Here is a 26252-nt window from a genome sequence, read left to right as displayed (position 1 = left end):
CACGGCCCGCCTGGGTTTCCCTCGGACTTCTGGCCGTCACGGCGCTGGTCGCGCTGGCCGCATCGTATGGGGACAAGCCGGTGCGGGTGCTTTTGCCCGAGCGCAACATTCTCGATCAGGGAGTCCCGCAGCATGGACGCTACGGCGACCGTTCGGGGGGCATGTTCGGCTTCCTGCCCACCTACCTGGAGAGCACCGGGCACACCTGGCGGCGCGCGGCGATCCGTCGCGAGATCCTCGACTCGATCGATGTCATCTTCATCGCCAATCTGCTGGAGAAGTTCCCCGAGGATGAACGCAACCTGATCTGGGAGTTTGTTGAGCGGGGCGGCGGACTCCTGATTGTGGGCGACCACACCGGCACCGACGCGATCCGTGAGCCGACCAACGACCTGCTCTCCCCCACCGGGTTGGAGCTGAACTTTGACACGGCGGTGCCGTTGCGGCGCAGTTGGGTGGCGGCGAAGTCGTACCTGTTTCATCCGCTGGGGCGCTCGGGCGGCGAGATGGACGCGGAGTTGTGGCTGGGCGCGTCGGTGACCGCCGGCCCCAAAGGGGAACCGTTTGTCGTCGGCCGCGGCGCCTTCTCCGATCCCGGCGACATGAACAACAAGGCGCGCTCCTACCTCGGCAACCTTGCCTACGATCCGGGGGAGCCGCTGGGGGATGTGGTGCTGGCGGCGGCGGCGCATTGGGGCAAGGGCAAGGCGGTGCTGCACGGCGACACGTCGCCGTATCAGAACGGCACGATCATCCGCTCGTACGCGATGATCAACCGCACGCTGCACTGGCTGACCGATGACTCATGGCTGTCGTTCATTGACCGCTGGCGCAGCGAGCTGCTGCTGCTGTTGATCGGGATTGTCGGCACCGTGCTGGTTGTGCTTTCGCTCTCGCAGCCGGTGTGGATGATGACGGCGCTGCTTTTGCCGGCGCTGTCGGTCGGGCTGGGCGCGATGATTGCCGGCGACGGGCAGGCGGAGTGGAAGACGGGGACGTACCGTCAGGCGCTCATCGACGAGGGGCACGGCTCGATGTTCGATCTGATGGCCTGGGAGCCGAAGTCCATCGGCGGCCTGCAGTACAATCTGATGCGCACCGGATTCTCGCCGAAGTTTGTCGATTCGCCCACCGACATGAAGCCGGGCGAAGCGGATTTGTATGTGATCTTTGCGCCGACGCGCCATTTCAGCGGCGAGGAAATCGACGCGCTGGAGCAATTCGCCGAGCGCGGCGGCTGGGTGTTGAGCGCGGCGGGGTGGAACACTTACCCGTATGTGCGCGATCTCTACGACCGTTTCGGCGTGCGGCTGGAGAATGTCCCGCTGGGCGCGGCCGATGGCGCGGCCTTTGGCGGGACGGTCAAGATGGCCGACGCGTACCCGGTGGCCGGCGACGGCGCGGGGATCGAGACGCTGATCGAGGCGTTCCAGACGCCGGTGGCCAAGGTGGTGCGTCGCGGGCAGGGCGGCCTGATCGCCATCGGCGACTCGCAGTTCTTCTACTGCAAGAACCTTGAGGGACAGAACGAACAAGTGGTCATGGAGAACGTGCGGTTTTTCCGCGCGTTGATGGAAGCGGTGTTCCGACCCGGCGCGTCCTAAATGAAGCGACTCTACACCTGGGGTGTGATCCTGTGGGCGATCGGGTGGCTGTTTGTCTGGCCGAATCCCGATCCGTCGGCGCGGACCTTTCTCTGGCTGGCGGGATTGGGGACGTTCCTGATCCTGGCGGCGTCGTGGAACCGCGACGCGGCCGCGCGGAGTTGGCATCCACGGGTGTTGATCGCCGCGGCGGGGCTGGCGGTGTTCGCCTGGCTATGGTTCGATCTCCCCTATCTCGGGCCGCTCCTCCTGGCCGTCGGCGCGGCCACTCTGGTCATCCTCGGACGGACGCCGCTCGGGGCGCGTCTCGGAGAGGGACTGATCGTTGCGGGCAGTGTCGCCCTGATGCAGTTGGCCGGATTGTATCTGTACATGGTCTATGTCGGACCGCGCGGGCATGGGTGCGCGGTCACCAGCGATATCCTGGCCAGCGCGTTCCGCTTGTTTGGCGCCGACGCGTCGGCGCTGCCCGATGGCCTGCATCTGTTTGCCGTTGACCGTCTCTATCAGGTTGTGCCCTCGCTCAACAACATGGGCGTGTATGTCTTCCTGATGATGTTCATGGGGCTGGCGGGCCTGTGCGTCACCGGGAAGATTCGCCTGCGCTCGTTGATCACCGGGGCGTTTGCGCTGGCGGTGTTCATGCTGGCGCGTTACGCGGCGATTGTCCTCTGGGACTACAACCAGGGCGGGATGGCCGACACGTTCTGGAGTCCGAAGATCTTTGCCTGGACCGTGTGGCCAGTCGGGTTCTTCCTGCACGGGGCGACGATCTGGAAGCGTCCGGCGGTGACGCTGCCGGAGTCACGTCAGGCCTCGGCGGGGAAACGGCTGGCGTTCACGGTGGCGCTGGTGGCGGTGGGCACTCTGGCGTGGACCGCCTACGAGGGGTATCACCCGGCCGGCGTGCAGAAGCAGGGGCGGATGCTCATCGACGAGTACCATTCCGATTGGGAATGGACCGAGATGCCGTTTGACACGGTTTGGTACGGCCAGCAATCGACTTACAACTTCTATTGCCTCGCCGAATTCTGGAACCAGCATTACCACGTGCGGCGTCATTTCGACTCGCTCACGGCGGCGGTGCTCGACAGCGTCGACATCCTGGTATTGAAGGTGCCGACGCAGCCCTACTCGCCGGGCGAGATCGCCGCGATCGAGGAGTGGGTCGCCGATGGCGGCGGGCTTTTCCTCATCGGCGAACACACCAACGTGTTCGGGTACGCCACCTTCCTCAATCCGGTGGCGACGCGCTTCGGGCAGCGATTCATTTCCGACATCATCTATGAACTGAAGACCGGCGATTTGAACGTGCATGAACGCCAGGGGATCCTGCCGCATCCGGTGGCGCAGAACATGCCGACGTTCCTGTTCGGCGGGCCATGCACGATGTACGGCGACCTTTCGGCGCGATCGATCATGACCACGATCGGCGTGAAGACGCTGCCGGCCGACTACACGCAACGCAACTTCTTCCCGGAGCGGGCGCAAAGCACGGGGTATCGGTTCGGAGTGTTTTTCAACGCGTTGCAGACGCGGTTTGGCAAGGGACGGATTGTCTCGTTTACCGACTCGACGCTCTGGTCCAACTTCTTTGTGTTCATACCCGGCAAGCCCGAGTTGGCGCTGGGGCTGGCGGAGTACTGCAATCGCTATGATCCCTTCCCCTACTGGCGCATTCTCACCTTCCTGCTGGCCTCCGTTTGCCTGATCGGTGGCGCGGTGGCGGCGCATTCGCTGCGGCTGGAGGGGTGGCTGTGGTATGCCGCGGTCGGCTGCCTGGTGTTTGCCGGGAGCGCGCGCTGGATCGAGCGCGCCAATCGCGCCAGCTATCCCCTGCCGGAGCCGCACACGCCCTTTGCCCAACTGAATTTCGAAAGCGAGCATTCGAAGTTCTTCGTGCCGGAGTTGCGTCTGGCGCGCGAGGCGGACAAGGATTTCAGCACGTTCTTCCTCTGGACACAGCGCGTCGGTGTGGTGCCGCGCAAGTGGCCGACCTTCGAAGAGTCCTTCAGCAAACCGGGCGGACAGATCATCATCGACCCGCAGGGCACGTTTGAGACCGCCGAACTGGAGATGGCGCGTCGGTTTGTCGAGGGCGGCGGGACCCTCTATGTGCTGGACGATCCGACCAACGCGACGCACTCATCCGCCAATCAACTGCTGGCGGGCTTCGGCCTCAGTCTCGATCTGCGCGCGCAGGCGCCGCCAGCGGGCATGACCGACTATCTGCAGCAGGTGTTGTGGACGGCCGGCGGACGGGTGGTGGGCGGCGAACCGATCCTGGCCGGGCCGGACGGCAGCGCGATCTGCGCGCGGGTCAAAGTCGGCGAGGGCCAGGTGATCGCCTTTGCCAACTCGCATGTGTTTGAACGCAAGACGATGGGATACACGGCCATGATTCCCAACCCGACGCAGAACACGATCAGTCAATGGGAATACAGACTGATGACGTATCTGAATTACCCGCCGGTTCATGCGGAGTCCGTGCGCGAGACCCAACCCAACGTGGAGTGAATGTGAACGCAGTGCGCGAGAATCTGTCGGGTGTCAACCCGTCGCTGGTGCTGGTCCTCTGCCTGTTGGTCGGGGGGATCGCCGGTTTCTTTGTCGGTCAGGGCGGGCCGATCGCCTCGCAGGTGACGTTGACCACCGGGGTCGATCCGTCGTTGCTGTCGCCGGTGGATGAGTATATCATCGCCGGTTTTCGCTGTCCCTCGCCGGCCTGCCCGCAATGCGAACTGCGCAACTGCGACTGCGCCGAGGCGCAGACACTGCGCAACCGGGTCAAACAGGAGCTGGGCCAGGGCAAGGATGGCACGGTGATTCGTCAGGAAATGATGGCCCAGTACGGCAATCAATTGAAGATGGGGCCGAATTGATCGGAATAGTGAGAGCGCCGCTCTCGGGAGGAATGCGATGAACGGTCAGAAGGGCGGATCGGTCAATGTGGTGTTGATGGCGGTGGTGGGCCTGTTGATCGGGTTCATCGGCGGGTATTTCGTCGGACAGCGCACCGCGCCGGCGGGCGCCGGGATGGCGGCCGGCGCGGGGACCACGGCGACCTGCCCGCACCAGTTGGACGTCAAGGATCAGTGGATCATCGCCGGGTTCCGCTGCCCGGGGACCGAGGATTCGCAGGTCGCGCTGCTGGGCTGCCACTGCAACGTCGCGCACGCGATCGAAGACCGCGTAAAATCGGAACTGGCCGCCGGCAAGACCGGCCAGCAGATCCGCGATGAACTCATGACGGAGTACGGCGACCGTCTCAAGTTCCGCACATCGTGACGCGGTCGATGCAAGCGTGAGATTTCCTTAGGGGCGCGGCCACCGCGCCCCTATTTTTGCGCGCCGGCGTCGGCGGCATCGGGGTCAAATCCCAGCCGCGGGCGGCCGACATAGTCTGTATGGGGGGCTTGATGGCGCGTCGACTCGTCGCCGTTCTGATCATCTCGTTGTCGTTTGCCGGCGGTTGCAGCAGTTACTGCGCGCGGCCCGGCGGCGGCGGCATGGCCGACATCACCCGGCGCATGCCGATGGATTTTCCGGCGACCTACAAGGGGACTCTCCCCGGCGCCGACGGCGCCGGGATCGACCACTCGCTCAACATCTGGTCGGACGGCGTTTACTTCCTGCGCCAAACCTACCGGGGCGAACCGGAGGCGGTGGCGCATTTCGATCAGATCGGATACTGGGAGTTTTCGAAGGACGGCAAATCGCTGATTCTGCGCAGCAAGGAGGAGACTCCCATTCTCCTCGCCATCGAAGGGAAGAATGTCCTGCGGCTTTTGGACCACGATAGCCGGCCGATCGAGTCATCATTGAACTACGCGCTGGAGCGTCAGCCCGCCATCGACTGGTTTGAGCCACGGGTGCGTCTGCATGGGATGTACACCTACCTGGCCGATGCCGGCCAGATCACCGAATGCCTGACCCGCCTCCGGCTGCCGGTGGCGGCCGCGGGGGACAACGCGGCGCTGGAGCGTTCCTATTCGTTTGCGCGCAGCGCGCCGGGAGAGCCGATGCTGGTGTCGGTCGAGGGACGGATCATCAACCGTCCGCGGGCCGATGGCGCCGGCAAGGAGCAGGCGCTGGTGGTCGACAAGTTCCTGAGCGTCTGGCCGGGCGAGAGCTGCTGGCCGGAAGTGAAGGTGCAGGCGCGCAGCTGCGGGCGGTGAGCGATCATGCGTTCGAAGGTCATTTCCCGAGTATGAGATGTGGAGGGCCGGTCGGTGACCGGCCCTTCCTGCAATGGGTCGTCGATGGAAGAGCAACAAAGATCCCAAGACCCGGCAACGAGCGCCGGGTCTTGGGATGACGAACTTTGCGAATCACGTTGTCTGGTGCGCGGGTGGCAGGTCTGAGACCTGCCCTTGGTCGTTACGGCCAAAGAGCAGGCTCGGCGGAAGCCTCGTCCTCCCGGTTAGATCGCAGACGGAAGACGATCCGCCGCGTCGGATCGCCTTCCGGGTGCGGGGATTCGTCTTGACAGATGTTGCGGGGCCCGGCTTGTTGCGGTTGCACGGGATCGTTGACAGGGGCCGACCACGGAGGGTCTTGCCATGTTGCAGCGCGTCATCAACGTTGCCCTGCGGCCCGGCCAGGAGTGGCCGGTGATCGCGCAGGAAGCGATGAGCACCGCCGGGATCTACACGAAGTACATCATCCCGCTGTCGGCGATCGGGCCGGTGTGCGGGTTCATTTCGGGGACGATCTTCGGGCAGGGGATTCCGTTCACCGGGCTGTCGGTGCGTCCGGCGATCAGCACGCTGCTTTTCATGATGGTCTTCACGTATGTGCTGGGGCTGATCGCTGTGGCGGTGACCGCCTTCATCACGCAGAAGCTGGCGCCCACGTTCAAGTCGCAGGGGTCATTCGTCGACGCCCTCAAGATCGTGACCTTCTCGCAGGCGCCCCACTGGGTGGCATCGGTGGTCACGCTCATTCCGATTCTCGGCATGCTGGCGATCCTGGTGGAGCTCTATGGGCTCTATTTGTTCTACGTCGGTTTGCCGCATGTGATGAAGACACCGGAGGACCAACGGCTGCCCTACATGGGTGTGATCCTAGTGGTCTCAATCATCATCTGGTTTGTGCTGATGGGCTTGCCGGCCATGTTGGTGGGCGGGATGATGGTGGCGCAGGGGTAGGCGGCGCTACGGAAGGGCAGGCTCTCCGCTGCGGCGGATTGCCCTGTCCGCTGAATGGAGAAATCCCCGGGTCGGTGGATTGACCCGGGGATTGTGCAGAAGCGGGACAAGGAGGTGGTATTGCCCCGCACTGTGCTCGCATAAGCTATTACAGTTGAGGCCAGTTATTGTTCCACTCTTCAGCCCCGCTTTCGTCAGTCCTGATTAACACATTGTTCCACAAGAACTTGACCTTAGAACCCAGAGACAGGATCGCCGCGATTTCCTTGTTTTGTGACAGCCGGAAGTAGGCGGGCGAGTAGGGTTTGACCACGATGGTATCGCTGACGGCCAAAGCGGCGGTAGTGGCATTCCAGTCGGTCCAGACACCATCGATCAGGGTGAAGCGGCGTCCGGACACGGCCTTCTCCGCCTTGGCGGCCGGCGCCGTGAGATAATCGGCCTGTGCCGGCGCGAGGTAGTAATCGACCTGCGGCGACGACTTCAGTTTGCTGGCTTCGATGGCAGAGAGGACCTGCGGCGTGCCGGCGGCCAACCCATGGGATTCGAAGGCCCGCTGCGGTGTGGTCATGTTCATGGCGGCCTTCACCTCTTCGGGGGCGGCCAGGAACGACGTGTAGGGCGTCATGATGCCGTAGGTCTTCGACAGCCGCACAACCTCATCTTTGATCTCCGGGCTTTCCCCGGAGACGCGCATCGCGTCGAGCAGATGTCCGATGCGCCGTCCCGCCCACAACTTGGCAATGAACGGGTACTGATCGCGTTTGGGCTTAAAGACCGCGGGGAAGGTGTGATTGACCTTCGTGCCGCCACGGGTGCCAAGCAGACGCACGGTGGTTTCGGCGTCGTTGAGGAAGCGGCCATAGACGACGATCTCGCTGCCGGCGAAGACGTCGGGGAGAGTCGCCGGATACATATCATTGATGACCACCCCCGGCGCGAATTCGAGGCGGCAGTCGGAGAGGACCGGACGGCTCATCTTGCGGAAGAAGTTGGAGACGGCGATTTCGACATCCTCTTCGGGCGCGACATAGGAGGAGAACCCATGGTTCTGTTCCGCCAGATCGTTGAGCAGACCGGCGTTCAAGTCGTAGCCGACACCGAAAGTAAAGATGCGCGCGCGCAGGCCGTTGCGCTCGCGCGCGGCGCGGGTGATGAGATCGGAATTGCGTTCGCCGACGGTGGGCAGGCCATCGGTGAGGAACACCAGATACTTCGGACGGTCGTTGTCCTCGAAGAGCGTCTGCGCGCGGGCCAGGGCGCCATCGATGAAGGTGCCGCCATCGGCGCTGAGTCCCGCGAGGCGGTCGAGGGCCGCGGCGCGATCGGGGCCATCGGCGCGGACCAGATGATCGGCGATGGTTTCGACGCCATCGTTGAACCAGACCACCGCGAAACGGTCTTCGGGATTGAGGCCTTCGAGGCAGAAGCGCAGGGCGTTGCGGGCCTGGACGATCTTCTCCCCTTGCATGCTGCCAGAGCGGTCGAAGCAGAAGACCACATCCTTGGGCAATGTGGCCAGCCCCTCGGCGTTGCCGGGGGCGATGATCCCCATGAAGAAGCGGCCATCTTCGTTTTCGGTGGTCAGAAACTGCGCGGCAATTTCACGGCTGTCATAGGCGCAGAGCAGATGGAAGTCACCGGCCTCGCGCAGGTCTTCCAGATCCCCTTCCACCACGGCGTGATGGGGGTCGGAATGGCGGATGGCGACCTCATGGGTAGGAACGGTGACCGATTTGAGCGTGCCGACGGTGTTGATCTCGATGCGCAGGCGGCTTTCGGCGCGCAGGTTGTCTTCGGCGACGATGCGCGGTGACCAGGTTTCATTGAACAGCGGGAAAACGAAATCGGTGACGCCGAAGTCGGCCACCAGCGGGTGGGTGTAGTAGAGTTTCACCGCGGCGTCCTTGCGAGCTTCGATCGGAAAGATGCGCGCGCGCAGGAGCTGCCGGTCGACATACTCCAGCAGCGCGGGGTCCTGGGTGCGCCGCACGATCGACTCATAGACGCCGCGCGCGGTGACGGCGTCAAGCAGTTCGGCTTTGATCTCCTCGCCGCCGACAAACATCGAGAACTTGTCCACCGCCGCCTCGTGCGGCAGCGGGAAGATCCATTCCCCTTCCAGGTCGCGGTTGGAGGAATTGTGATAAACGCACTCGACCGAGACTTCGGCGGCGCGGTCGGTCAGCCGGACATCGACCGTCTGCTTGACCAACTGAACGGTGTGACGGGGGAAGGTCTGACCGTCATGAGGGGTGATGACAATCATGCCGGATGCCGGAACGGCAACAAGCAACGCCACGGCGACGGCGCATGCCACAAGCGGACAGCGGCGGATCATGGACTGCCTCCTTTCGTGCGCGGAGGACGGGGTGCACTGCGTCTGTTCTCTGCCCGGTTTACAGACGAGGGGGCGGGAATATTCCGGATTTTTTGCCATGCGAAAATAAAGTCGGGATCGGGCGGGAAAGTTGGGGAGCGCCCGGAACGGGGAATGAGCGGCGGGGTATGAAGTGGATTCGATTGTCGTGAGCGCGTACGGGCGTATGCAATACGCCCCTACTGCGGCATGAATTCTGGATTGGGGGAGGGCGAGCGTGGGGAGCAAAGGGCTGGAAGCCCCTTGTCCGGCGGATGGGAAGCTGAGCCGTAAATGACAAGGCCGCCGGACCTTTTCGGTTCGGCGGCCCTGGGTGATGCGGGAATGTGATTACGCTTCGGCGGGGGTTTCGGGCTCCGCCGGGGCTTCCGGCTCGGCGCTTTTGACCGTAGCGGTTTCGCCCACGGTCGCGGCGACGGTCGGATGCGCTGCCAGGTAGGCCTCGAGTTCGGCGCGGTCGCGATCCTTGTAGTAGGCATCCACCGACAGCACGATGCGGCGGTTGGTCGGATCGAACTCGATCACCTTCAGCCCGAGGATGTCGCCCAGTTTGAAGGCGTCTTCGGGCTTCTCCAGGTCCTTCTTGCCGAGTTGATTGAGCGGGACAAACCCCTCGACATCGCCGTCGACTTCGACCACGACGCCGCGTTCGAGCATGCGGACGATCTTGCCCTGCATCTCGTTGCCGACGCGGAAGCGCTCGTGGAAGTTCGGCCACGGATCATCGTGCACCTGCTTGTGGCCGAGCGAGATCTTGCGGTTTTCGACATCGATGTTGAGGATGACCACCTGCACCAGATCCCCCTTCTTCATGATCTCGGAGGGGTGCTGGACGCGGCGGGTCCAGGAGAGGTCGCTGATGTGCACGAGGCCATCGATGCCGTCCTCAAGCTCGACAAAGGCGCCGAAGGCCGTCAGGTTGCGCACCCGTCCCTCGTGCCGGGTGCCGATCGGGTAGCGCTGCTCGACGGTCGACCAGGGATCGGGTTCCAGCTGCTTGATGCCCAGCGAAATCTTCTGATGCTCGCGGTCGACGTTGAGGACCATCGCCTCGACGGTGTCGCCGACCTGCACCAGCTTGGAGGGGTGACGGACATGATGGGTCCAGGACATCTCGGAGATGTGCACCAGCCCCTCAACGCCCTTCTCCAGCTCGACGAAGGCGCCGTAATCGGTGATCGAGACGACGCGTCCGGTGACACGGGAGCCGACCGGGTATTTGGATTCGATGTTCTCCCACGGGTGGGCGGTCAGTTGCTTGAGGCCGAGAGAGATGCGGTGGGTCTTGGCGTCGAAGTCGAGGATCTTGACGTCGATTTCGTCGCCGACCGAGACGATTTCGGAAGGATGACGGATCCGTCCCCAGGACATGTCGGTGATGTGCAGGAGGCCGTCGACGCCGCCCAGATCGATGAAGACGCCGAAGTCGGTGATGTTCTTGACGCGACCGCGGCGGATTTCGCCGGCGGAAATCTGCGTCAGGACCTTCTCGCGCATGACATCGCGCTCGGTTTCGAGCACGACGCGGCGGGAGACGACGATGTTGCGGCGGGTTTTGTTGAGCTTGATGATCTTCATCGGCAACGTCTGATTCAAAAGCGAGTCGAAGTCGGGCACCTGGCGCAACGCGACCTGCGAGCCGGGCAGGAAGGCCTCGACGCCGAACAGATCGACCACCAGCCCGCCCTTGATGCGGCGGACGATGCGGCCATCGACAATCGCGCCCTGATCATGGGCGTCGCGGATCTTGTCCCAGACGCGCAGGAAGTCGGCCTTGCTCTTGGAGAGCACCAGCTGGCCTTCCTGGTCCTCGACCGCCTCGAGGAAGACCTCGATCTCCTGGCCGACTTTGACGTTGAGCGGCTCGGAGAATTCGGTGATCGGAATGGCGCCTTCGGATTTGAAGCCGACGTCGACGATGACGACATCGCGGCCGACGGCCTGGACACGTCCCTTGACAACTTCGCCCTCCTTCAGTTCGGAGATGGTGGTCTGGTACATCTCCTCCATGCGGGCGTCGTCATCGGGGGTAAACTCTTCATCGTCGAGATCGGGGGCGTAGATCTCCTCCTTCTCGGCGACGGCGGCCATGGCCGGGGCCTGGTAGCCCTCTTCGGCGCGGCGCAGGGACTTGGTCTTGCGGGTCGAACCGGCGGCCAGACCTTCGGTCTTGACCTCGGTGACCTTCTTACGGGTACGGGCGCTCGGGGCGGCGGCGTCGGTCTTTTTGGCGCGGCCCTTGGCGGTTGTGCCTTTGGCCTCTTCGGCCTCGGCGGTGGTCTTGGTGGATTTGGTTGGCACTGAGGTGGATCCTCCAAACATGGATCAGCATTCGCCCGTTAGGGCGGCGTTTTGCGGAAAGCAAAAAGCCCTCTAAGATGGGGCATAGACGCGATCCAGCCAAGCGGAAAATTGGGACGGGACAAGGGGGTGAAGGCCCTTTGGCCGGGGAATGGGCACAGAAACGATTCGGGAGGGCGACGCTCCTGCGGAGCCGCCGCGGATTGTGGGCGCGATGGGTGGCGATGCGCGGATCCGTGTGGGGGAAGGGATCGGACGTGGATGTTACTGGGCACTCATGCGGCGGCGGCTCACCGGGAGGCGAGCCCTCCCGGGGGCGGCATGGTGTGTCGGTTGATGGCGTCAGGCGATTGAAAGCCCCGCGGCCTGGCGTTAGAGCTGGAAGAGGTATTGGACCTTGAGGAAGAATTGGCGTGAGGCCAGCGACCAGTCGGTGGTGTCGGAATCGCCATCGTCGGCGGCGAGGTCATCGTAGTTGTGGGTCGAGCCCGCGTAGACCATGGAGAACGAATTGACGCGATAGGTCACCAGCGGATCAACCTGCCAGTGGCGCTCGGCGCAGGGGTCGGTCCAGTCGCGGCTGTCGACATACTGGACGATCACGCGTCCGGAAAGGCGCCGTGTGAACTGATAGGTGAGACGGGTGCGCGCCACGGTCTCGCGGTAGAGACGTTGGTCGGTGTCGGGGTTGGCGCTGTGCACGTACTGGATGGAGTTTTCAATCAGCAGTCGGTCGCTGGGCTTCAGATCCAGCGCGGGCTCGAAGGCCAACTCGCGTCCGCGGACGCGCGCGCCGCGGGCGATCTCGTCGCCGTAGGTGATCTCCGTGCCGAATGCCAGCAGGTTGCTGGGACGGCTCTTGCAGGCAAAACCCACGTTCCACATGTTGTCAAACCAGAGGTCGCGGTAACGCTCGCTGCCGTGGGCCCCGGCGACGACGAGCAGAATCTGCGCCCACTTCAGCGTGGAACCAACTTCCACTTCAACTCTCTCCGCCTTGCGCCGGCCGTTGAAGTTCCACTGGCGGTAGAACGAGACCTCGGGATACCAACGCGTGAGCGGGCCGTGTGTGGGGAAAAACTCATAGCCAAACGCCGCCTCGGCCTTGCGCTGGTCGTTGGCGGGCTCGAAGCCGTTGTCGGCGCGGAAGGACGGGCTGCGCTCGCTGTAGTAGATCTCCGATGAGAAGTGCCGTCCGGAACGCTCGACGCGGGCGTGAAGCGCATGGCCGGTGAACGACTCACCATCGAAGGCGGCGGTGTGACGGCCGTTGTCGAACCGGAAATCCCCGAAGGAGGCGCTCATCGCCGAATCGTCGGGTTCCTCGGTGCTGGTGCCGACGATGTGCAGACGGAACTGGTAGTTCTTGAGGAAGCGAATTTCGCCGTCGATCCCGGCCAGGGCGCTGTGGCCGCCGCCGTCGAGGTGACGGTCGGTGGCGACCAGGCCCACATACGAATCGGTGCCGAAGGCGCGGCGGGCGCGCAAGATGTTGGAGACGCTCTTCGGGCTGAGCCGCGAGGGGACGCTGCGACTGAACTCCTCGAACGGCACGATGATCGGCGAGTGCTCATCGTAGGCGGAGAGGTAGCCGATGCTCAACCGGTTTAAGCGGCCGACCAGCTTCACCGCCGCCCGGGGATCGTTGATCATCCGGGTGTAGACGGTGCGAAAGGGCGTCAGGAAAAGATCGCTGCCCTCCTGGAAAAACGGCCGCCGTTCCGGGTAGTCGAGCGCGAAGGCGGAGTTGACATCGATCTGGGCGGCGTCGGACTCGATCTGGCTGAAATCGGGATTGACCGTGGCTTCGACGGTCACGCCGGAGGTGATGGCATATTTGCCATTGAGGGAAAGCTCGCCGTCGGGATCGGCGTTGTCGACGTGGCCGGTGACGTCGTTGCGCAAACCGCTCTGATAGCCGATGGCCGACGGCAGCAGCTCGATGCCGCGTCCGGGCACGATGTTTGCCATTCCCTCCACCGTTCCCCACTGGCAGGGCCAACAGGGTTCATCGCGATCATACTGCGCCCAGGAAAACTGGCGGCGGACCTCGCGGGGATAATTGCGCCAGAAATCCATCCGCCATGACTGTTGCGGTGCGGCGGGGAACCGCAGACTGGCGAAGGGAATGGCGACCTCGACCTGGTAACCGCTGTCGGTCATCTGACCGGCGCTCTCCCAGATCATGTTGTATCCCTCGTCCTCGCCCCCTTCGCGCGAATAGAGCAGGTCACCCTGAATGCCATAGGGATTGATCATGAGTTCATAGGCCCAGGCGGCGTCGCCGTAGGTGTCAAGGAGGATGCCGACATTGTCGTCGTCCCAGATACGGTCGCGCTCGCAGAACGAGGCGCGCACCTGCCGGGGATCGTCCTCGCAGACAAAGGCGACATAGAACCGGCTGTCGTCATAGGTGACCAGGGCCACGGTCGCCACCGGCGGCCGGGTTTGATCGCCCGGCTCGTGTTCGACAAAGCTGGTTGCGCGCGCGGCGTTGCGCCAGCCGGCGTCATCGAGACGTCCATCGAGTTTGATGTCGCCGACGGCGCGGGTGATGGCCAGGCGCGGGAGGCGTTGCGGAGTCCAGGATGTCTGCGCCGGGGCCGGCGCGGCGGCGAGAATGACGATGATTAGAAGCGGCCAGAACGGGATCAATGGCCGTCGAATGACTGGATACGGGTTCAACATGCGGGCCTCGTTGGCGAACGTTGCCGGCGTCCCATTGCCGCCAGCGGATGTAACCCAAGTACGGCCGACGTTGTGACAGGTTTCACATTTGCGAAGACAGGGCCGGACAATCTGTCAAATCTGCCGACCCGGGGTCAGGATTCCGCGGCCAGTGCGGTGGCGCGGTCGTGTTCGGGATCATCGGACAGGGCGCAGATACGCTCCATGATCCGGCGGGATAGTCGACGATATCCGTCCTTGTCGTCGGCAAACGAGAGGACTTCCGAGACCGGAATCGGATCGCCAATACGGACGCGCAGACGTCCCCAATGGAAGAGGCGGCGCGCGAGCTTGTGGGAGCCGGAGATATAGACCGGCACGACCGGCACCGCCGCCAGACGGGCCATCATGCCGATGCCGGGTTTGGGTGGCTGCATCTGCCCGTCGCGCGAGCGGGTGCCCTCGGGGAAGGCGACCACCGGTCGATTGTCCTTCAGCAGGCCGATCACATGGTCGATGGCGGCGCGGTCGACCACGCCGCGGCGAATCGGGCGGGCGTTGATGGTCCAGATGAGTCTGCCGAAGAGAGGATTCTTGAACAGTTCCGCCTTGGCGAGGAAACCGACTTCGCGGGAGACCAGGAGCGCCAGCAGCGGCGGATCGAACCAGGAGCGATGATTGGCGCAAAGCAGAAACGGCCCGCTCGGCAGGTTCTCACGGCCGGAGAACCGCGGCCACCAGAGCAGATGGTAGACGATTCGGGCAACGGCGAGTATGGTCCGGTAGATGGGGCGCATGGTCAGGCCCAATGCCGCGACCCGATGGCGATCAGGACAGACGGAGACGGTCTTTGCATATGCGGTAGGCCCGCTCGACCTGGTCGGCAATGGTCAGGTTGGAGGTGTCGATGACGATGGCGTCATCGGGGATGCGCAGCGGTCCGACGGCGCGTTCGCGATCGGCGCGGTCGCGACGGTCGAGTTCCGCCTCTTCCCTGTCGAGTCTGTCCTCGGAGGCGGCTTCGGCGCGCTGAGTGATACGGCGGCGGGCGCGTTCCTCGAGATTGGCATCCAGATAGATTTTCACATCGGCATCAGGGCAGACCACCGTCCCGGTGTCGCGTCCTTCCAGCACCACGTTCCCGTCCTGCGCGAAGCGGCGCTGCAGCGCCGCCATGTGGCGGCGGATCAGCGGGTGCGCCGCCACCGGCGAGACCATTTTATCGATCTTCGGATCGCGGATCGCGTCGGTGATGTCATGCCCGTCCAGTAGAACCCGCGGACGGTCATCGCCGGGGTGAGGCGGGGCGAAGGCGAGATGAAGACGGTCGAGCAACGCCTGCACCTGTCCCTCGTCGCCCAGATGGGTGCCGAGGCGGTCGCCCAGCAACGCGGCGGCGCGGTACATCGCGCCGGTGTCGAGATACGAAAATCCCAGACGCGCGGCGAGCAGGCGGGCGGTGGTGGACTTGCCGGAGCCGGCGGGGCCATCGATGGTGATGACGGGTCCGCGGGCTGAGCGCATGGGCGGAATGTCGGGCACGCCGCAAGTTAATTGGCGGTACTGGCTGGGTCGAGCGGGAATACAGCGGTCACGGTTCAACCATCCGATAATGGTCAAAGCGCAATCGTTCGGGGTATTCGGTGGTTTCCAACCAGATCCGAACATCCGCGGCAGAGCCCGGCAGGTGCTTTTCGATCATCGCACGGAATTGCCCGATTGAGGTCACGCCGGCACAGAACAGATCGGCGGTAAAATCGTCAAACCGCCGGCCCATGCGCGCACGGAGGAAGTTCAGAAACAGCAGGGCGCGGTCGCCGAGCACGAAGCCATCCTTGTACGCGGGCAGATCGTCGGCCGTCAGAGTCAGCAGCGGCTTTTCGGGGGGCACCGGTCGCCCACGGCGGTCCTTCCCGGTCGCGCGGCGATCGAGGTAGAGTTTCTCCATCCATCCGACAAACCGATTGTAGAACTCGGCGCCCCGTTGCTCGGCGACGCAGGGAAGATGGAAGTAGCTGGGGAAGCCCTCGACCGCTAGGCAATAGAGGGAATCGTCGCGGGGGACGTCGAGTCGAACGTAGGAATGCACGAGTTCATGGGCCAGCGCCCGTTGGGCATTCTCGTCCTCGCTGAAGACGCGCCAGGTCGATTCCATCAGCCCGGTCACGCCGCCGCTGGCAATGTCCCCGTAGGGCGGCATTTGGACGACGTAGTGAACGGCCGCGGTGTCGGGCGCGCGATATCGGGCGGCGTACCGATGGCAGAGGAGCTGCGCGAAGGCCAGGATGGAGCGCGCAGCATCGGCGGACGCCGAATCGGGCAGATGCAGAATCTCGAATGCTCCGCCGCGCAATATCTGGAAGGGGCGTGCCGTCAGCTGGGCCGCGAAGAGGCTAGTGTTCGGCGCCGTCCATTCGGTAATCACGGTATCGCCGACGGTCCGCGCGCCTGTTCGCGCGCCGACGAAGACGCCGGTAAACCCCCGCGGCAGACGCACGGTGACTCGATCAAAATCGACATCGTAGTCATCGGCGCGGGCCGGCAGAAAAACCGGAAACCACAGGGAGTAGCCATAGGCGCGCAGAAAGACGCCGCCCTCATCGATGCGCATGTAGTCGGACGGCGAACGGGACTGCGAACGATTAAACAACCCTGAGTAGGCGATCGTCAGCGATTGCGGCATTGCGCCGGCGACCGGGATCGTGATCTCCCGCGCGATCAATGAGTAATCAAAGTCGTAGAAGACCGGCCGCTCAGACGGAACGGTCGGGACGCCATCGACCAGGACACTGTCAACGGACAGTTCGCCGTGCAGGTAACATCTGACGCTGTCCCCGACAGAGTCGGACGGATTGAACCGAACCACGGCTTCGCCGCGCATCGTGGCGGCGGCCGGCGCAAAAGCGACATCCAGAGTGTAGGCGGCCACACGCGGGCCTTGCGCATCAGCCAGAACCGGCATGCTCAGGACCATGCCTACGTATAGGGTGATCAGGCCACAGATCCCCGGCATCATTTCTCCTCTGTCTGGTGTGGACATGCGAAAGATTTCCTCCCGGGCCCCGGACGCGCGAGCGCCATCTGTCAAGAGTCAGACGTGGGAAAGCGCCGGGAGTTTCACTCCGGTAGCGGGGCGACCGTTTCGGCGAAGGCCGTCGAGGATGATAAGAAATCAGGAGAATTGCGGTGGGCGTTTGTCGAGGAAGGCGGCGATGCCCTCGGCAAAGTCGGCCGAGCGGAAGTTGAGCAACTGGAGGCGGCGTTCCAGGTCGGCGGTCTGGTCGAACGTCTGGTCCCAGGTGGCGTGAATGGCCTGTTTGTGGCGGGCCAGCAATGCGGCCGGGTAGGCGGCCAGCTTGCGCACGAACGCCCCGGCCGCTGCTGTCAGTTGGTCATCGGGCCAGACCTGGTTGGCCAGCCCCATGCGCAACGCCTCCTCGGCGCCGACCGGTTCGCCGGTAAAAAGCATCTCCAACGCCCTGGCGCTGCCGACGAGGCGGGGCAGCAGGTAGGTGCCGCCCCAGTCGGGGCCGAGGCCGAGACGGACCAGCGGGGCGCCGAAACTGGCGCTTGCGCCGCAGAGGCGCAGATCGCAGGAGAGCGCGATGAAGAATCCGCCGCCAAGCGCGGGGCCGTTGACGATCGCGATGGTCGGCTTCGGCGAGTTGCGCATCAACCCGACGATCGCCTTGCCGTCATCGAGCAGACGGACAAACCCCTCCTCGTCGTTGGCCGCCTTCAGCTCGCGCAGGACGTTGATGTCGCCGCCGGCGCAGAAGGCGTTGCCGCGTCCGGTCAGGCAGATGACGCGGACGGCCGGGTCGCGGTCGGCGCGCTGGAGCGCCGCCAACAATTCGCCGCGCATCGCCGCGGTCAGCGCGTTGCGCTTGTCGGGATTGTCGATCACGACGGTGGCGATCCCGCCGGCAGTCTCAAGATGGATGCGACCGGATAACATGGCGATTGGACCAATTGGTCCGATGGGACCCGTGCGATGTCAGACCCCGTACCCGCCGGAGACCTTGATGTTGCTGCCGGTCACATAGGCGGCATGCGGCGACAGGAAATAGCGGATAGCGCCGACGATGTCCTCGTCGCTGCTGAACCGTCCGGCCGGGATCACCTTGCGCACATCCTTGGGCAGATCGACCGAGGTGTAGTGCATCCCCGGCGAGACGGTGTTGATGGTGATGCCATCGACCATCGCCACTTTGGCCAGCGACGAGGTGAACGACAGAAGCGCGGTCTTGGCGGCATGGTAGGCGGCGGTGTCGGGGATGCCCTGCAGCCGGTCGGCGAAGACCCAGCCGATGTTGACGATGCGTCCCTGGCGGTGCATCCGCATGATCTTGGTGGCCAAAAGCGAGAGGCGCGCCGCGGCGGAGAAGTTCGACTGAAACATCTCGCGCAGCGTGTCGGTCTTCATCGACAGGATCGGGCCGCTCCAGTAGTCGCCGATGTTGTTGATCAGGACATCCCAGCGGCGGTATTCGCGGACAAAGTCGCGGGCTATCTCCTCGGTGGTATCGACATCTGTCAGATCGGCCTTCCAGTAGGCGGCGCGCACGCCCAGTTTTTCGCATTGGGCGCAGACGGATCGGGCGGCGGCTTCGCTTTTGCGCGTGACGATGCCGATATCGTAGCCGTCTTCGGCCAGCGCCAGCGTGATGGCGCGTCCCATGCCTTTGGCGCCGCCGGTGACCAGGGCGGTCGGACGTTCGGATGCCTTGCGGGCCATCAAGGTTTCTCCAGTAGCATCGCCATGCCCATGCCGCCGCTGACGCAGAGGGCGGCCAGGCCATAACGTGATTGGCGTCGGTTCATCTCGTGAACCAGGGTGACGACGATGCGGGCGCCGGAACAGCCGATGGGGTGGCCGAGGGCGATCGCGCCGCCGTTGACGTTGGTGCGTTCCATGTCCAGATGCAATTCGCGATCGCAGGCGATCACCTGCGCCGCGAAGGCCTCGTTGAGTTCGATGAGGTCGATTTTCGCCAGTGGAATGCGTGTGCGTTCCAGCAATTGCCGGATGGCCGGGACCGGCCCCAGACCCATGACCTTCGGGTCGACGCCGACGACGGTGTAATCGACAATGCGCGCCTGCGGCGTCAGGCCATGCTGTTGAACCGCTTCGCCCGAGACGATGAGCATGGCGGCGGCGGCATCGGTGATCGCCGAGGAGTTGCCGGCGGTGACGCTGCCGTGGTCCTTGAAGACCGGCGCGAGTTGGCGCAGGTCATCGCGGGTGGTCTCGCCGCGCACATGCTCGTCGGTCGAAAACGGGATCATCCCCTGCTTGCGGTCGGCCACCATCACCGGAGCGATTTCCGTCTGCCAATGCGCCCGCGCGGCGGCGGCGCGTTGCTGGGAGCGAAGCGCGTACTCGTCCTGCTCGTCGCGGGAGATCGCATACCGTTCGGCGAGCGTCTCGGCGGTGCGTCCCATGAGTTGGTCGGCCAGCGGACAGAAAAAGCCGTCCTGGTAATTGCCGTCGAGGAGTTCACCGTGGCCGAGACGGTAGCCGAAGCGCGCGCGGGTGAGCAGATAGGGTGTGTTCGACATCGACTCGGTTCCGCCGGCAAGGACCATGTCGGCGCGTCCGAGACGGATCGCGTCATGCGCCAGCGCGATGGCGCGCAAACCGGACGCGCAGGCCTGATTGATGGTGGCGGCAGGGATGGTATCGGGCAGTCCGGCGCGGATGGCGATCTGTCGCGCGGGGTTCGGACCGCACCCGGCCTGGCGGGCATGGCCGATCACGGACTCGGCGATCCCGCGTGGATCGACGCCGGCACGCGCAATGGCGGCCCGGGCGGCGGCCACGCCGAGTTCAACGGCGCTGAACTTGGCGAGGGTTCCGCCAAAGCGTCCGATCGGAGTGCGTGTGGCGCCAACGATGTAAACCGGGTCCATCCCTCTTCCCTGTCTGCCTGTGCTGATACCGTCGCCGTCGGATGCCGGCCCATGGTGGCGCGAGTATAGCACATGGCGGGGTTGCGAACAAATGCGGAGATGGGGCGGGGGATTCGCGCCGGACGGGGCGGGAAAAAGATTGCTTCGCCGGTCCGGCGGTACGCCGGGCCGGCTCGCAATGACGGCACTTTCCTCATCGACCACCCTATCGTCATTGCGAGGAGGAGTCGCGCCGTAGGCGCGACGACGACGAAGCAATCTTTTTTGGCGCGGTGATGCGTCAGATGATAGTCAGCCACGCACGCGACGGTCGCTGACAGTCAGATGGTGGCGGAGTGACACGGTTCGGGCGTTTCCTCGGATGTGCGCGGCGCGAGCGCGCCGTGCTGTCCGGGAGGCACCGTGAAGCGATGGGGTAATGAAACAGTGATCGAACGGGGGGTGCGTGGGGCGGTGGGGCAGTTGCGCGGGCTGGAGCGGATCGTGATCGAGGGATACTATTTCGATGGCCGTTCGCTGGGACAATTGGCCGAGCGTGAGGGCGTCTCGCTGAATCGCATGGTGCTGGCGCAGCGTCAGGCGTTCCGCGCGTTGCGCACCGCGCTGGCGCCGCTGGTGGCGCGCTTGTATGGCATCGGCGCGGCCTCGGTGGCGGGATGCCCGATTTGCGCGGCGCCGTGGCGGGAGGACGCCGAAGCGATCATCGACGGGAAGACGCCGGCAACTACCTGGGGCCAGATCATCGCGCGGCTGGAGCGGGCAACCGGCTTCCGCGTCCGCAGTCCGCAGACGCTTCTGGCCCACCAACGCAAACACCGAATCTTTATCGAGGAAAGGAGCGCCGATGCTGGTGCCGAATCTGCGCGGGGAACATGCGCTGAAGCTTTTTATCTCCACCGAACTGAAGTCGCATCTGGAGACGTTGTCGCAGCGGCTGGAGCGTCCGGTGGCCGATGTCTGCCGGATGTTGATGTGGATGGGGCTGCCGATGCTGGAGGGACTGGATGAGTCGCGGCGTCGCGGCATCCAGTTGTGCACGCTGTGGGAGGAAGCTAATGCGGATCCACCATCCCGGCGCTCAGTGTCAAAAGATGCGACAGGAAGCCGGAGAGGGTCCTGAGGGCATCGCGGCAGGCGCCGGGCGAGCCGGGCAGCGCGATGATGACGCTGCCGCGCCGCGCGCCGACCAGAAGCCGGGTCATCGGGGCGCGGGGAGTGGAGCCGCGCGCATCGTCAAAGAGGGCGTTTTCGATCCCATGGTAGCGACGGTCCAGCAACGGCAGGATCGCCTGTGTGGTGACATCATCGGGGGTCGGGCCGGTGCCGCCGGTGAGAACGATCAAGGCGCGCTGGTCGAAGTCCGCCAGGCGGATAATGGCCTGTTGAATGGCCAGTCGTTGATCGGGAATGACGCCGCCATCAGCGACCTCAAGCCCGAGCGCGGCCAGTCCCTCGCGGAGGATGCCGCCGGAGGCATCCTGACGATCGCCGTTGGCGATGCCGGTGGAGACAGTCACGACGGTCGCGGTGCGTGGCATGAGGAGAAATTAAGTCGCGGCGGGGCATCTGCCAAGCGGGTTGCGGCGATCCGCCGGTGGGGTTGACACCCCGGGGGAATGCGGTATCTTGCGTGGCAGGAAGCGGTTGGCGGCGGTCCCTCACCGCCGGATGGCCGTGGAATCGTTGTGAGGTCTCATCGAGCGGTCGCAATTCCGGCCGAAAATAAGAAAGGCATCGGTGCGGGCTGCCGGACGGCGGCCGGCGATCAAAGGTGGGTGTGATGCAGTTGGCAAAATCCCGCAGGTGGATTTGGGGAGTCTGTGCGGCCGGGACGTTGACCTTGGCGCTGGTCTTCAACGCGTATTCGAGCGCGCCAAGCCGTCAATTTGTGCGCACAAAGAAGGATCCGGTCATCTCCGCGTGGGCGGCGGCGACCACCGCCGCGCATCTGCGCGCGGGCCGTGCGCGGGTGTGGGTGTTCTTCACCGACAAGGGATTCTACGATGAGCGCGGCATGATGGCGGCGGCGCAGGGCGCGGTGACGTTGCCCGAGCGCGCCGCGGCGCGTCGCGCCAAGATGGGCCGCGACCGGGTGATGTTTCTCGACATGCCGGTGCGCCAGGAGTACATCGACCGTGTCGCCGACCTGGGCGGGACGTTGCGGCGCGCCTCGCGCTGGCTGAACGCGGCCTCGTTCGACATCGATCCGGGGCAACTGGACTCGCTGTCGCGCCTGCCGTTCGTGTATGAAATCCGCCCGGTGGTCGGATTTCGCGGCGGCGCGGAGACGCCGGAGTCGGAGGAGACGGCAGCGACAGGCGGCGAACGCATGTCCGGCATCGCCGACATCCTCAACTACGGACGGTCGTATCGGCAGAACTTACAGATCAACGCGTTGGCGGCGCACACCGCCGGGTACCGCGGGCAGGGTGTCCGCATCTGTATGCTCGACACCGGGTATCGCAAGGATCACACCGCCTTTGCGGAGGCGTTTGCCGAGGGACGGGTGATCGCCGAGTGGGATTTCATCAACAACGATGGCAACACTCAGAACGAGGGCGCCGATCCGGCGGGCCAGCACAATCATGGCACTTACTGCTGGTCGACCGCGGGCGGAAAGCTGGATGGCACGCTCTACGGGCCCGCCTTCGAGGCGGAATTCCTGCTGGGCAAGACGGAGGACATCTCCTCCGAGACGCCGGTGGAAGAGGACAACTGGGTGGCGGCGGTGGAGTGGGCCGATCTCAACGGCGCCGATGTCATTTCTTCGTCGCTGACTTACACCGATTGGTATGTCACGGCCAATTACAACGGCGACTACTGCACGATCACCAAGGCGGCGGATTCGGCGGCGGTGTTGGGGATTGTGGTGTGCAACGCGATGGGCAATGCCGGTCCGGGGGCCTCGACGCTGGGCGCGCCGGCCGATGCCGATTCGATCCTGGCCTGCGGCGCGGTCGACTCCAACGGAGTCATTGCCAGTTTCTCCTCGCGCGGCCCGACGGCAGATGCGCGCATCAAGCCGGAAGTCTGCGCGCAGGGCGTGGCCACCTGGTGCGCCACGGCGACCGGCACGAACACCTTCGGCGGGGTCTCGGGGACATCGTTGTCGACGCCGATGGTGGCGGGCGCGGTGGGTGTGATCCTGTCGGCGCATCCGTCCTGGACGCCGATGCAGGTGCGCGACGCATTGATGGCAACCGCCTCACAGGCCTTCTCCCCCAACAACACCTATGGCTGGGGGATCGTCGACATCATGGCGGCGATCAACTACGACGGCTGCGCCGAGCCGGGGGCGCCGAACGCGCCATCGACAACGAACGCGACGCCATGCCCGAGCGAGAACTACATCATCTCGTGGACGCCCGAATCCGGGGCGACCGCGTATGAACTGTACGAAAACGGGAACCTGATCTGTGCCGGACCGCTGACCCAGCAGACGTTATCACGGGTGTCGGGGAGTTTCACCTACACGGTGAAGGCGACCAATGCCTGCGGCGCCGGACCATCGGGTCCGGCGGGGGGCGCAACGACGGTGCAGTCGGCGCCGGCGGCGCCGGCCGCGCCGCAAACGTCCAACGCCGCGCCCTGCGGGGCGGTCGATTACACGATCAGTTGGAACGCCGTGGCGCTGGCGACCGCCTATGAACTCTACGAGAATAATGTGCTGGTCTATGACGGCCCGAATCTGAGTTACACGGCCAACCACGCGTCCGGGACTTACAATTACCATGTGCTCGGCAAGAATGCGTGCGCGTCCGGCGCCGCCAGCCCGACCGGAGGCACAACCGCGATCAATGTCTGCGATTGCCATGCCGACCCGCAATGCGACGGCGTGACCAACGTGCAGGATGTGGTGCTGATGGTGACGGAGGCCTTCCGCAACGGGACACCGCTTGTGGACGCAAGCTGCACGCACGTCAGCCGCAACGATGTCGACTGCGACTGCGTGGTGTCGGTCTCGGACGTCGTGCACCTGGTGAATGTGGCATTTCGCGGCGCGAACGCCGCATTGGAGTTCTGCGATCCGTGCGTGGCGCCGTGCCCTTAGCCGGACGCCACGGTGAATGGACCGATGGGGCGAACATGGTTCGCCCCATTTTCTGGTCAGGATAACGCGTCCGGGGCTTGACCGCTGCGGTGTGACCGGGGTAGATACCGACCAAAGGAGAACGCTATGAGCCCACGACGCGCTGTGTGTCTGTTGGGAATGATCCTGCTTCTGTCGCTGGCCGCCTGCGGCGGCGACAAGAGCGTGAGCAGTGACGATCCACCGGTCTACACCGAGCTACAGTGGGTGGGGACTGAGGTCGTGTACCGGGACACACCCGGCAAGAAGGATGTTTCAATCGTGTTTGTGCTGGCCGATTGGTGCGGCTGGTGCCGGCGGCTCAAGCAGGAGACACTGGCCGACACCACCGTCATCCGCATGCTCGGATCGTGGTACAACATCGTCAACCTCAATCCCGATCTCGACACGATGGTGGTCTGCGGCGACAGCATGGTGACCTGCCGGCAGATGGCCCGGGATGTTTTTGATGTGGGCGGGGTGCCGACGATGGTGTTCTTGCAGCGCAACGGGACTATGATCGGGCCGATGGTCGGCTATCGCGATGCGGCGCAGTTTGCCGGAGAACTGGAGCGCCTTCGTGATGGAGTTTGGTAGCGTTCCCACGGTCGGGGTATCGGTGAAACCAAGCAACGAGGGCGAACACGAGGTTCGCCCCTGCGTCTGTCTGCGTCACCATCCGGCGACACGGAAAGACGGCGCAGTGCCCGCGTCGCGCGGCTGACGCGCCAGCCACAGCGCCAGCGCCAACGCGAAGACCGCATCGCAGTGTTGGTTGTCATCCCAGGTGAATTCGCGCAGTTCGTTGGGCAGCGACCAGTAGTCGCCGTCGGCGGTGGTCATCTCAATCATCGGGAGGCCGATCAGCCCGGCGGCAAAGGCGTGTTCCAGCGTGGCGATCAGCTCCGCCTTCGCCTTTCCCCCGCGTTCGCCGAAATTGTATCCCTGCGCGCCAATGTCGGCCAGCTCGGCGAGGATGACATCGCCCAGGCCGGTGGCGTCGATGATTACCCGGCCGCCGAAACGGGCATGACGCTCGCGAATGGCGCTGATGACCGCCGGCCAGGCACGATGCTGGAAGCGCTCGAAGGCGACAAGCTGGAACGGGCGCTCGGTGATGTCGAGAGTGACACCAACCGTCCAGGTGCGTTTGCGGGCCAGGTCCCAGCCGTGGACATAGTGCCGCCGGCGGGGCAAGGCGACTGCAGCCCCCTGCCCCGCGTCGGCGTGCGCGCCCTTCCAGAGGGCGAGGGCGCGTTGGATGTCTTCTTCGCGCAGGACTTCGTTGCCGAGGTCGACAAAGCGGCCCTCGATGTTCTGGGCGCGGCGTTGCGGTGACAAGCGCGCGATGGTCCGTTCGAGATAGGCGGCGGGCAGGTGCGGGTTGTCGCGGCTGTCGCCGCGTTGAACATAGCCCCCGCCGCCGCGCGCGGCGATCTCCTGCGCCTTGCGGAAAAACCAGTTCTTGCCGCGCGGGGTCGAGACATAATCGATCTGCCCGGCGCGGTCGACCACGCGCATCATCAGCACTTCCTCAACGACATCGTCGGCGGCCGGCTCGAAGGCGGCCTCATCGAAGGAGATGAAATCAAAATCGTGGCCGAGCAGGTACTCGCCGCGCCGCTGGGTCGAACGCGCCCAGAGCATCGCGCCGTTGGTCAGACGCAGCATCGGGAAGGGCGTGACCAACAGATCGTCGATCAGGTAGTCGCAATACGGGAGGCGTCGCAGGAGATTGACCGTCTCATTGAAGATGATCCGCGCCTGATCGAGGGTGATCGAGACATTGGCGACGACGTAGCGTCCGACCCGGTCATGGCGCGGGTCGCGGATCCGGAACAACAGACGGTGGGCGATCTTGATCGCCTGGGCCAGCGATTTGCCCCAGCGGTTGCCGCAGTGGAGCAGGTTTTCGGGCGTGATGGAGTTGGCCAACCAGAGCCGTTGGCCGGGGTGAGGGTCGATCTGGAGGAAGGATTGCGCGAAGTAGACGGGATCTACCAGCGCGCGGCGGAAGGAGGGGGAGGGCAGACGGGGGTGCAGAATGGGATTGCGGAAGTCATGAGTGAGTGATGGATGATCGGACGGGCAAGAGAGGATGGAGAGTGAGGCGCGTGCCAAGGCCCCTCACCCTGGCCCTCTCCCCTTTCAGACACGCGGTGCGCGCA

Annotated in this window: 20 protein-coding genes; 9 read left to right on the top strand and 11 right to left on the bottom strand. The window is 64.5% G+C overall.

Annotation, left to right across the window (positions count from 1 at the left end):
* The 6 genes from VNN55_07540 to VNN55_07515 all read left to right on the top strand — a co-directional run.
* The coding region (locus VNN55_07540) for a hypothetical protein (protein ID HWO57402.1) at positions 1-1604 on the top strand (1604 nt) is incomplete at its 5' end.
* Positions 1605-4121 carry a DUF4350 domain-containing protein gene (locus tag VNN55_07535; GenBank protein ID HWO57401.1) on the top strand — a complete coding sequence of 839 codons (2517 nt, stop codon included), beginning with the start codon at positions 1605-1607 and terminating at the stop codon, positions 4119-4121.
* Positions 4122-4123: 2 nt separating this feature from the next.
* Entirely contained in the window at positions 4124-4486 is a 363-nt protein-coding gene (locus VNN55_07530; GenBank protein ID HWO57400.1) for a cytochrome c-type biogenesis protein CcmH, read from the top strand.
* 37 nt (positions 4487-4523) lie between these two features.
* A complete protein-coding gene (locus VNN55_07525; protein HWO57399.1) occupies positions 4524-4892 on the top strand; it encodes a hypothetical protein in 369 nt (122 codons plus the stop codon).
* Positions 4893-5023: 131 nt separating this feature from the next.
* Complete coding sequence (locus tag VNN55_07520) at positions 5024-5782, top strand: copper resistance protein NlpE N-terminal domain-containing protein (GenBank protein ID HWO57398.1); 759 nt, start codon at positions 5024-5026, stop codon at positions 5780-5782.
* Positions 5783-6166: 384 nt separating this feature from the next.
* Positions 6167-6754: a Yip1 family protein gene (locus VNN55_07515; GenBank protein HWO57397.1), complete on the top strand. Its 588-nt coding sequence runs from the start codon at positions 6167-6169 to the stop codon at positions 6752-6754.
* 148 nt (positions 6755-6902) lie between these two features.
* Here the strand turns inward: VNN55_07515 and VNN55_07510 are convergent, their stop codons facing one another.
* The 9 genes from VNN55_07510 to VNN55_07470 form a co-directional block, all read right to left on the bottom strand.
* Positions 6903-9095 (bottom strand): VIT domain-containing protein, encoded by a 2193-nt coding sequence (locus VNN55_07510; GenBank protein ID HWO57396.1) that lies wholly within the window; start codon positions 9093-9095, stop codon positions 6903-6905.
* Between the two features lie 369 nt (positions 9096-9464).
* Positions 9465-11435, bottom strand: coding sequence for a 30S ribosomal protein S1 (rpsA, locus tag VNN55_07505; protein HWO57395.1), 1971 nt, complete (start codon positions 11433-11435; stop codon positions 9465-9467).
* A 372-nt stretch (positions 11436-11807) separates the two neighbouring features.
* Entirely contained in the window at positions 11808-14123 is a 2316-nt protein-coding gene (locus tag VNN55_07500) for a DUF5916 domain-containing protein (GenBank protein HWO57394.1), read from the bottom strand.
* Positions 14124-14257: 134 nt separating this feature from the next.
* A complete protein-coding gene (locus VNN55_07495; protein ID HWO57393.1) occupies positions 14258-14899 on the bottom strand; it encodes a lysophospholipid acyltransferase family protein in 642 nt (213 codons plus the stop codon).
* 31 nt (positions 14900-14930) lie between these two features.
* Positions 14931-15626, bottom strand: a complete 696-nt coding sequence (gene cmk, locus VNN55_07490; protein HWO57392.1) for a (d)CMP kinase — start codon at positions 15624-15626, stop codon at positions 14931-14933.
* A 67-nt stretch (positions 15627-15693) separates the two neighbouring features.
* On the bottom strand, positions 15694-17115 hold the full coding sequence (locus tag VNN55_07485; GenBank protein HWO57391.1) for a hypothetical protein: 1422 nt from the start codon (positions 17113-17115) through the stop codon (positions 15694-15696).
* Positions 17116-17274: 159 nt separating this feature from the next.
* Complete coding sequence (locus VNN55_07480; GenBank protein HWO57390.1) at positions 17275-18060, bottom strand: enoyl-CoA hydratase-related protein; 786 nt, start codon at positions 18058-18060, stop codon at positions 17275-17277.
* Between the two features lie 39 nt (positions 18061-18099).
* Entirely contained in the window at positions 18100-18840 is a 741-nt protein-coding gene (locus VNN55_07475) for an SDR family NAD(P)-dependent oxidoreductase (protein ID HWO57389.1), read from the bottom strand.
* Positions 18840-20015: an acetyl-CoA C-acyltransferase gene (locus tag VNN55_07470; protein HWO57388.1), complete on the bottom strand. Its 1176-nt coding sequence runs from the start codon at positions 20013-20015 to the stop codon at positions 18840-18842. The genes VNN55_07475 and VNN55_07470 overlap by 1 nt, the downstream gene beginning before the upstream one ends.
* A 402-nt stretch (positions 20016-20417) precedes the next feature.
* Between VNN55_07470 and VNN55_07465 the strand changes: the two genes are divergently transcribed.
* Positions 20418-21023: a hypothetical protein gene (locus VNN55_07465; GenBank protein HWO57387.1), complete on the top strand. Its 606-nt coding sequence runs from the start codon at positions 20418-20420 to the stop codon at positions 21021-21023.
* Between the two features lie 44 nt (positions 21024-21067).
* On the opposite strand, the gene VNN55_07460 is transcribed toward VNN55_07465, so the two are convergent.
* Positions 21068-21553, bottom strand: a complete 486-nt coding sequence (locus VNN55_07460) for a MogA/MoaB family molybdenum cofactor biosynthesis protein (GenBank protein HWO57386.1) — start codon at positions 21551-21553, stop codon at positions 21068-21070.
* A gap of 302 nt (positions 21554-21855) precedes the next feature.
* On the opposite strand from VNN55_07460, the gene VNN55_07455 reads away from it, so the two are divergent.
* Together VNN55_07455 and VNN55_07450 are read left to right on the top strand one after the other, a co-directional pair.
* Positions 21856-24066: a S8 family serine peptidase gene (locus tag VNN55_07455; protein ID HWO57385.1), complete on the top strand. Its 2211-nt coding sequence runs from the start codon at positions 21856-21858 to the stop codon at positions 24064-24066.
* 126 nt (positions 24067-24192) lie between these two features.
* The gene (locus tag VNN55_07450; protein ID HWO57384.1) at positions 24193-24681 is read left to right on the top strand and encodes a thioredoxin fold domain-containing protein; all 489 of its coding nucleotides are present in this window, start codon (positions 24193-24195) and stop codon (positions 24679-24681) included.
* A gap of 75 nt (positions 24682-24756) precedes the next feature.
* Here VNN55_07450 and VNN55_07445 read toward each other — a convergent pair whose 3' ends face one another.
* Entirely contained in the window at positions 24757-26205 is a 1449-nt protein-coding gene (locus VNN55_07445) for a terminase family protein (protein ID HWO57383.1), read from the bottom strand.
* Between the last annotated feature and the right edge of the window lie 47 nt (positions 26206-26252).

Source organism: bacterium (assembly GCA_035559435.1).
In the GTDB taxonomy this organism is placed as follows: Bacteria; Zixibacteria; MSB-5A5; order WJJR01; family WJJR01; genus JACQFV01.
The sequence above is the reverse complement of the archived record's forward strand: the minus strand, read 5'-3'. Positions and strand labels throughout refer to the sequence as shown.